The sequence below is a fragment of the Maribellus luteus genome (assembly GCF_003576475.1).
GTDB classification, from domain to species: domain Bacteria; phylum Bacteroidota; class Bacteroidia; order Bacteroidales; family Prolixibacteraceae; genus Draconibacterium; species Draconibacterium luteum.
The window spans coordinates 1-561 of the sequence record NZ_QWGR01000201.1; the positions used below are offsets into that span (position 1 = coordinate 1).

General features: G+C 61.5%; 1 protein-coding gene. It reads right to left on the reverse strand.

Features of this window, described 5'->3' with window-relative positions:
* Positions 1 to 189: 189 nt before the first annotated feature.
* Positions 190 to 561: SDR family oxidoreductase (locus tag D1614_RS28590; protein WP_119440525.1), on the reverse strand; the 372-nt coding region annotated here is incomplete at its 5' end.

Here is a 561-nt window from a genome sequence, read left to right on the forward strand (position 1 = left end):
CGGCTATCTGTTCTCCGGCGGCAATCTCGCAGACTTCATTGCGCAGTGTCTGCGCGAACAAGGCAAGACGAACTAGAGCAAACTTCCTTGTCGTCATGCGCGGGCTTGACCCGCGCATCCATCATTCTTCGTGAAAAGGCTTTTCTGAAAATGGATTGCCGGGTCAAGCCCGGCAATGACATTCAGTGGCTACTCCGCCGTCCAGCCGCCGTCGATTGACAGGTTCGCGCCGGTGATCTGCGCGGCATCGTCGCCGCAGAGAAACAGCGCCAGCGCCGCAACCTGTTCGATGGTGACGAACTCCTTGGTCGGCTGCGCCTTCAGCAGCACATCCTCGATTACCTGGTCGCGGGTCAGGCCGCGCGCCTTCATCGTATCCGGAATCTGGTTCTCGACCAGCGGCGTCCAGACATAGCCGGGCGAGATGCAATTGGCGGTGATGCCGTCGGTCGCCACCTCCAGCGCCACCGTCTTGGTGATGCCGACCACGCCATGCTTGGCCGCGACATAAGCGGACTTGTTGGGGCTGGCGACCAGGCTGTGCGCCGAGGCGGTGGTGAT